Genomic DNA, 3,480 nt, shown 5'->3' with positions numbered 1-3,480 from the left:
TCGATGGCGGGGTACTCCTGCAGCGGCAGGCGCTGCAGGGCCAGCAGCCCGAAGGCCACGATCAGGGCCGCCAGCACCACTGCCAGCACCGGTCGCTGGACGGAAACGTCCGAGAGGCGCATCAGCCGTTTGCCTCTGCATCGTCACGCCCGCGGCGCAACAGCTCGGGGATGCTGGTGTCATCATCGAGCACCCCTAGCAGGCGGGTCGGCTGGCCATCGCGGACCCGCTCGGTGCCGTGGGCCACCACCAGCTCACCGGCCTCGAGTCCCTCGAGCACCTCCACTTCGCCCTCACGGCGGGCACCGATGACCACCTGGCGCCGTTCGACCCGGTACTGGTCCGTCTCGTCCAGCACCAGCACGAACTGACGTTCGCCCTGCGGGATCAGCGCCGACTCCGGCATCACCAGGGTCTCCCGCGGGGCGCGTTCGACCACCACGCGCATCAGCATGCCGGGACGCAGGCGGTGGTCGGGGTTGCCGAGCGCGGCGCGCACCGTGACGCTGCGGCTGACCGGATCGACCCGGGCGCCGATGGTGGCGACTTCCCCCGCGGAGGTGTCATCGGGAAAGGCGCCGCTGACGGCGGTCAACGGCAGCCCGGGCGCCACCTGCCCCAGGGCGAGCTCGGGCAGGGTGAAGTCAAGCTTCATGACGTCCAGCTTGTCCAGGGTGACCAGCTCCGTGCCCGGAGAGACGAGGGCACCGACGCTGATGTTGCGAAAGCCCACCACGCCGTCGAAGGGGGCCTTGATGCGGTAGTTGGCCAGCCGGGCCTCCAGGGCCTGGATCTCCGCCTCGGCCTGGCGAAGCCGCGCCCGGGCATCCTCCACATCGGCCCGCGGGGCCAGGTTGCGGCTCTGCAGCTGGTTCAGGCGGTTCACCGCATTGCGGCGCTCGTCACGCCGCGCCTGGGCAGCCCGCAGGTTGGCCTGGGCCTCGTCGTCGGCCAGTCGCACCAGCAACTGGCCGGCCTCGACGGTGTCGCCATCGCGGAAGTTCAGCTCGCGGATGGTGTCGGTGACGGTGGCCGAGAGCGTGACGCTCTCGTCGGCGCGCAGGGTGCCCAGAGCCTCGAGAGGGTCGGACCAGTCCGCCAGGCTGGCGCGGGCGGCGATCACCGCCGTGGGCTGCTGGGCGGCCAGCATCGGGGAGATCAGCAAGGCTGCCAGGCTGAGCAGCAGGAGCAGGCGAGGTCGTGATGGGATCATGGCGTGGTCGTTCTTGTCGGTGAGCGATGAGTGGGTGCCCGGTCCGTCGGGTCGCTTTCCTGAAGCCTAAACGCCTGGAAGTGGAGAAGTGTGACAACAATGGACAACCACTCGAGCACCTTTTTAATGTACAAGATATGTACAGGAATGGGAAATCTGTCAGGCGGTCCGGTGGCACCGCAACACCGGTCGGCGAGGCGGCGAGGGGCTGATAGAATGCGCGGCCTGGATCGATTCCCCGCGGGAGAGCAAGGCCGTGACATACGATGTGGTGGTGATCGGCGCCGGTGCCGCCGGGCTGATGTGTGCGTTGACCGCCGGCTACGCCGGACGGCGGGTGCTGGTGGTCGACCATGCCAACAAGGCGGGGAAGAAGATCCTGATGTCCGGTGGTGGGCGCTGCAACTTTACCCACCTGGCCTCGGGGCCGGCGAACTTCTATTCGGAGAATCCGTCGTTCTGCATCTCGGCGCTCAAGCGCTATCGGCCCGAGCACTTCGTCGAACTGGTGGAGCGCCACGGCGTGGAGTATGTGGAAAAGACGCCGGGTCAGCTGTTCTGTGCCGACTCCTCGAAGGAGATCCTCCGGGTGCTGCTCACCGAGTGTGACTGGGCGGGGGTGGACGTGCGTCTGAAGACTGCCGTCGAAGGCGTCGAACAATGCGGGGAGGGTATGCGGCTGGCGACTTCGCTGGGGCGCATCGACTGCGGGGCCCTGGTGGTGGCGACCGGGGGGCTGTCGATCCCCACCATGGGGGCCAGCGGCTTCGGCTACGACATCGCTCGGCAGTTCGGGTTGGCGATCACCGAGACTCGGGCCGCCCTGGTGCCCTTCACCCTGACCTCGCAATGGAAGGCGCGGGCCGAGGCATTGGCCGGGGTCAGCTGCGAGGTGGCGGTCACCTGTCGCGGGAGATGCTATCGCGAGCCGATGCTCTTTACCCATCGCGGGCTCTCGGGGCCTGCCATGCTGCAGATCTCCAGTGTCTGGCAGCCTGGCGATACCCTCTCCATCGACCTGCTGCCGGGGTGCAACGCCTTCGAGGCGCTCTGCCGTGCCCGGCGCGAGACGCCCAGGCGGCGACTTTCCACCTGGCTGGGGGAGTGTCTACCGAAGCGCCTTGCCCAGGCGCTGGTCGAGTGGCAAGGCGACGACCGGGTGCTTGCTGACTACGCGAATGCCCACTTCGAGGCCTGGTCCGAGCGCCTCAAGGCGTGGCGGGTCAAGCCCGCCGGCACGGAGGGCTGGCGGACCGCCGAGGTAACCATGGGGGGCGTGGATACCTCAGCGATTTCATCGAAGGACTTTTCGGTCCAAGGGCTGCAGCAACTGCGCTTTATCGGCGAGTTGCTGGACGTCACCGGCGAGCTCGGTGGTCACAACTTCCAGTGGGCCTGGGCGTCCGGCGTGGCCTGCGGCAATTCACTCTAGTCGGGACGATTGTTTCCCCAGCACCTGCCACGATCAGAGAAAGCGCCCACCAGAGGCGATGGCCACCGTGGCCAGGCCGAGGATCAGGTTGATGCCGATCAACCGGCGGATCTGGCCCAGCTGCTTGCCGCCCGCCGGCCAGTCCTCGGCGGACACGGCCTTTCCCAATCGAGGGTAGGGGGCGAACCAGATGTGCAGGAAGATGGCCATCATCGCCAGCCCCGACACCAGCATCAGGTGGACATGCACGCCGACACTGCCCATGCCGCCGAACACCCCGAACAGCATCCACAGTCCCGTCACCAGCAGCACGACCACGGTGGCCCAGACCCAGGGGAAGAAGCGCTGGAAGACGCGATACCAGAGAGTCAGGCGCTGGGGAGGCTCCAGCAGGTCCACGGCCACTGGCCGCAGGATCATCCAGGCGAAGAACATGCCGCCGACCCAGATCACGGCAGCCAGGACATGCAGGGTGATGGCGAGGGACATGGCAGGGCTCCTGCGGGTGGTGAGGGACACGGCAGGTGGACAGCGAAGCCGTGTCGTCGGTCGGGGGACCCAAGGGTCAGCGGGTCAACGCAGCAGCCGGTGGGCCCTCTTGACGAGCAGTGCCCCGGTGGTGAGGCGGCCCGCCAGGCGCACGACGCCGCCGGGGCGTCGCACGCCGCGGTAGAGCAGCAGCCCACCTACCGCCAGCAGCGGAGTCCGGTAGCGGATCAGGGTGTGCCAGCCTCGGTCAAGGGACCGGCTCGCCGACCGCCAGCGGCTGGCAGCCACCAGCAGATCCACGCGTTGCTGCTCAATGGCGTGTTCGAGCTCCGCTTTGCGGACCCGG

The 3,480-nt window shown here is 68.0% G+C and carries 4 protein-coding genes; 1 reads left to right on the top strand and 3 read right to left on the bottom strand.

The features are described 5' to 3' along the window. Window positions 1-121: 121 nt before the first annotated feature. The gene (locus RI841_RS15500) at window positions 122-1,213 is read right to left on the bottom strand and encodes an efflux RND transporter periplasmic adaptor subunit (protein ID WP_310706529.1); all 1,092 of its coding nucleotides are present in this window, start codon (window positions 1,211-1,213) and stop codon (window positions 122-124) included. A gap of 256 nt (window positions 1,214-1,469) precedes the next feature. Here RI841_RS15500 and RI841_RS15495 point away from each other — a divergent pair, with 256 nt between their 5' ends. Next, complete coding sequence (locus RI841_RS15495) at window positions 1,470-2,645, top strand: NAD(P)/FAD-dependent oxidoreductase (RefSeq protein ID WP_310706528.1); 1,176 nt, start codon at window positions 1,470-1,472, stop codon at window positions 2,643-2,645. 33 nt (window positions 2,646-2,678) lie between these two features. On the opposite strand, the gene RI841_RS15490 is transcribed toward RI841_RS15495, so the two are convergent. Both RI841_RS15490 and RI841_RS15485 read right to left on the bottom strand, forming a co-directional pair. Beyond that, window positions 2,679-3,134, bottom strand: coding sequence for a CopD family protein (locus RI841_RS15490; protein ID WP_310706527.1), 456 nt, complete (start codon window positions 3,132-3,134; stop codon window positions 2,679-2,681). Window positions 3,135-3,218: 84 nt separating this feature from the next. Beyond that, window positions 3,219-3,480 (bottom strand): YqjK family protein (locus RI841_RS15485; RefSeq protein WP_310706526.1); only part of this gene is annotated, 262 nt, incomplete at its 5' end.

Source organism: Halomonas sp., from assembly GCF_031581305.1.
Lineage (GTDB): Bacteria > Pseudomonadota > Gammaproteobacteria > Pseudomonadales > Halomonadaceae > Halomonas.
The sequence above is the reverse complement of the archived record's forward strand: the minus strand, read 5'-3'. Positions and strand labels throughout refer to the sequence as shown.

What these genes read in the sequence shown, in the direction of transcription:
- RI841_RS15500 (WP_310706529.1), bottom strand. Translation starts at nt 1,213, where the DNA reads ATGATCCCATCACGACCTCGCCTGCTCCTGCTGCTCAGCCTGGCAGCC.
- RI841_RS15490 (WP_310706527.1), bottom strand. Translation starts at nt 3,134, where the DNA reads ATGTCCCTCGCCATCACCCTGCATGTCCTGGCTGCCGTGATCTGGGTC.